General features: G+C 71.7%; 3 protein-coding genes and 1 pseudogene. 3 read left to right on the forward strand and 1 reads right to left on the reverse strand.

Translation table 11 applies throughout. From position 1 onward, the window contains the following. Positions 1-531 (forward strand): chorismate-binding protein (locus SACSA_RS0106885; RefSeq protein ID WP_019814515.1); only part of this gene is annotated, 531 nt, incomplete at its 5' end. A 56-nt stretch (positions 532-587) separates the two neighbouring features. On the opposite strand, the gene mihF is transcribed toward SACSA_RS0106885, so the two are convergent. After that, positions 588-899 (reverse strand): integration host factor, actinobacterial type, encoded by a 312-nt coding sequence (gene mihF, locus SACSA_RS0106890; RefSeq protein WP_028661629.1) that lies wholly within the window; start codon positions 897-899, stop codon positions 588-590. A 293-nt stretch (positions 900-1,192) separates the two neighbouring features. On the opposite strand from mihF, the gene SACSA_RS0106895 reads away from it, so the two are divergent. Beyond that, positions 1,193-2,815: a long-chain fatty acid--CoA ligase gene (locus SACSA_RS0106895; RefSeq protein ID WP_019814519.1), complete on the forward strand. Its 1,623-nt coding sequence runs from the start codon at positions 1,193-1,195 to the stop codon at positions 2,813-2,815. 139 nt (positions 2,816-2,954) lie between these two features. Beyond that, positions 2,955-3,444: pseudogene (locus tag SACSA_RS25850) on the forward strand (peptidase C39 family protein); the annotation flags it as partial.

The following is a 3,444-nucleotide window of genomic DNA, read 5'->3' on the forward strand; positions in this document are numbered from 1 at the left end:
TCGGCCGACCCCGCGACCGACGCCGCCAACGGCCGGGCACTGCTGGCCTCGGCCAAGGACCACGTCGAGCACGCCGTCCTGGCCGAGGCCGTGGCGGAGGCGCTGCGGCCGTACTGCCGCACGTTGAGCGCCCCCACCCGGCCCCGGCTGGTCTCCACTCCGACGATGTGGCACCTCGGCACCACCATCACCGGCGAACTGGCCGATCCGGACGTCACCGCCCTGCACCTCGCCGCCGCGCTGCACCCCACCCCGGCGATCTGCGGTACGCCGACCGACTCCGCGCGACGGCTCGTGACCGAACTCGAACGGTTCGACCGTGGGTACTACGCGGGCGCGGTCGGCTGGACCAACGCCGACGGCGACGGTGAGTGGGCGGTGTCGATCCGCTGCGCCGAGGTGGCCGAGCACTCGCTACGGCTCTACGCGGGCGGGGGCATCGTGCCGGAATCGGACCCCGAGGCGGAGCTGGAGGAAACCTCGGCCAAGTTCGCGACGCTACTGCGCGCGATGGGCCTACCCCAGGAGTGAGACGGCCCGCACGGACGCGGTGTGCGGGACCGGCGGTGACGCGCGGTGATCCGCCGTCACTTGAGGGCGTTGATGAGCGCTTCGCGCTGCCGGTCGCCCAGCCCGGCAGCCCGGCGGTCGGGGTCGATACCGGCTTGTTCGAGCAGGGCGTTCACCTTCACCTGCCCCAGGCCGGGCACGGCCTTGAGCAACTGGGTCACCTTCGTCTTGCCGACCGTCTTGTCCTCCTTGGCCCGTTCGAGCACCTTCTCGATGCTCTGCTCGCCCGACTTGATCGAAGCCAGCAGCTCGGAGCGGGCCTTGCGGGCCTCGGCCGCCTTGGCGAGTGCCTCGGCCCGCTGCTCCGGCGTCAACGTGGGAAGAGCCAACGTAGTCGTCCTTTCTCATCGCTCCCGCCGTGCCACGGCAGGAGTCGGGCGGGGAGTACCCGCGTGCCGCGGGTGCCGACCCCACCGTCCGGTACCTCGGGCCTCAGTAAACGCCAACCTCGGTGATTTGGCGAAATCGACACGCGATGTTTCCCCGACCGGGCCATGCCTGGTCACCCGCCGTGTCGGCGTGACGACCCGGCACCACGCTTGGGCACCGCGCACAAGCCCCGACCGTGCGCGGCGCACTAGAGTCGGCGCATCCAAGCACCCAGACATCGGCGGGAGTCTCAATGTTGAGCACGATGCAGGACGACCAGTTGTCGTTGGCCCACCTGCTGCGGCACGGCACCCGGATGCACGCCGACAGCGTCGCGGCCACCTGGACGGGCTCCGAGGCACGCGGCGCCACCTTCGCCGAGACCGGTCGCCGCGCGGCCAAGCTGGCGAACGCACTGCGCGGGCTGGGCATCACCGGGGACGAGCGGGTCGGCACGTTCATGTGGAACAACAACGAACACCTCGAGGCCTACCTCGCCATCCCCGCGATGGGCGCCGTGCTGCACACCCTCAACATCCGCTTGTTCCCCGAGCAGCTCGTCTACGTCACCAACCATGCCGAGGACAAGGTGGTCCTCGTCGACGGCACGCTCGTGCCGCTGTTCGCGAAACAGCTTCCGCAGATGACCACCGTCGAGCACGTCGTCGTCGCGAACGGCGACCCGGCTTCGGTCGATGCGCCCGACGGCGTGCGGGTGCACTCCTACGAGGAGCTGCTCGCCGCGCAGCCGGACACCTTCGACTGGCCCGAGATCGACGAACGCTCGGCCGCCGCGATGTGCTACACCTCCGGCACCACCGGCGACCCCAAGGGCGTCGTCTACTCCCACCGTTCGATCTGGCTGCACTCGATGCAGATCTGCATGAGCGACACCATGCGCCTGTCCGACGCGGACAAGGCGCTGGTGATCGTGCCGATGTTCCACGCCATGTCGTGGGGCATGCCGTACGCGGCGTTCATGGTGGGCGCCTCGATGGTGCTGCCCGACCGGTTCCTCCAGCCCGAGCCGATCGCGGCGGTCCTCGCCGCGGAGAAACCCACGTTCGCGGGCGCCGTGCCGACGATCTGGCAGGGGCTCCTGCAACACCTCGACGCGAACCCGCAGGACATCTCCCACCTGCGGGAGGTCGTGGTCGGCGGCTCGGCGGCACCGCCCGCGATGATGCACGCCTTCGAGGAGCGCTACGGCGTGCCCGTGCTGCACGCCTGGGGCATGACCGAGACCTCGCCCATGGGCAGCGTGGCACGCCCGCCGTCGTGGGCGAGCGGCGAGACGGCGTGGCGGTACCGCTACTCGCAGGGCCGGTTCCCGGCGTCGGTGAAGGCGCGGCTGATCGCCGACGACGGCTCCGAGGTGCCGTGGGACGGCGAGAGCGTGGGCGAGCTGGAAGTGGCGGGCCCGTGGATCGCGGGCTCGTACTACGGCGACGCCGACCCGGACAAGTTCCACGACGGCTGGTTGCGCACCGGCGACGTCGGCCGGATCACCCCGGACGGATACCTGACCCTGACCGACCGCGCGAAGGACGTCATCAAGTCCGGCGGCGAGTGGATCTCGTCGGTGGACCTGGAGAACGAGGTGATGGCCCACCCCGCGGTGGCCGAGGCCGCCGTCATCGGCGTGCCGGACGAGAAGTGGGACGAGCGGCCCCTCGTGGCGGTCGTGGTGCGGGAAGGCGAGCGGGTCGACGCCGGAGCGCTCCGTGAGTTCCTGCGCGGCAGGGTGGCGAAGTGGCAGCTTCCCGAGCACTGGACGTTCGTGGACGAGGTGCCCAAGACCAGCGTCGGCAAGTTCGACAAGAAGCGCCTCCGCGCCGCCCACGCCGACGGCGCACTCGACATCGACCACTTCTGACGCGGTCACGTCCCCGTGCGGTGCGGTGGACTCGGTGGTCTCCACCGCACCGCGGGCCACCCCGGGACGGGCACCGCCGCTGCGCACCTGGCAAGCCCTCCGCCCACGGAGAGCCCTGCGCCCACGGGGAGCCCGGTGGTTGAGTGGGGACGTGGACACCGCGGGGCATGTGTGGGACGGTCCGGCCGCCTGGTCCTCGGGTACCGGAGCGGGGGTGCGCGCCGACGCGGACGGCCTGCGCCTCGGCACCCCGGCCGGGGTCTCGGACGGCGTCGAGTACGGGACGTGGACCTCGCCCGAGCACGCACCCGGGTTCGCGGTCCACGAGATCGTCACGTCGTGGAACGCGCACACCCCGCCGGGGACGTGGCTGACCGTCGAGGCCCGCGTCCGCACCGGCTCGGGTTCGGTGAGCCGCTGGTACACGCTGGCGCGCTGGGCCCACGGCGACGGCGACATCGCCCGCACCTCCGTGCCGGGGCAGCGTGACGACCACGCCCGCGTCGAGGTCGACCGGCTGATCGCCGCCCCCGGCACGCGGGTGCGTTCGGCGTGGTCGCGGGTGCGACTCGCCCGCACAGCGGGCACGGAAGCCACCCCCACGGTGACCTCGCTGTGGACCGTGGCCT

Source organism: Saccharomonospora saliphila YIM 90502 (assembly GCF_000383795.1).
Lineage (GTDB): Bacteria > Actinomycetota > Actinomycetes > Mycobacteriales > Pseudonocardiaceae > Saccharomonospora > Saccharomonospora saliphila.

Bases quoted from the DNA above. Each gene is read 5' to 3' on its own strand.
- SACSA_RS0106895 (WP_019814519.1), top strand. From the start codon at position 1,193: ATGTTGAGCACGATGCAGGACGACCAGTTGTCGTTGGCCCACCTGCTG.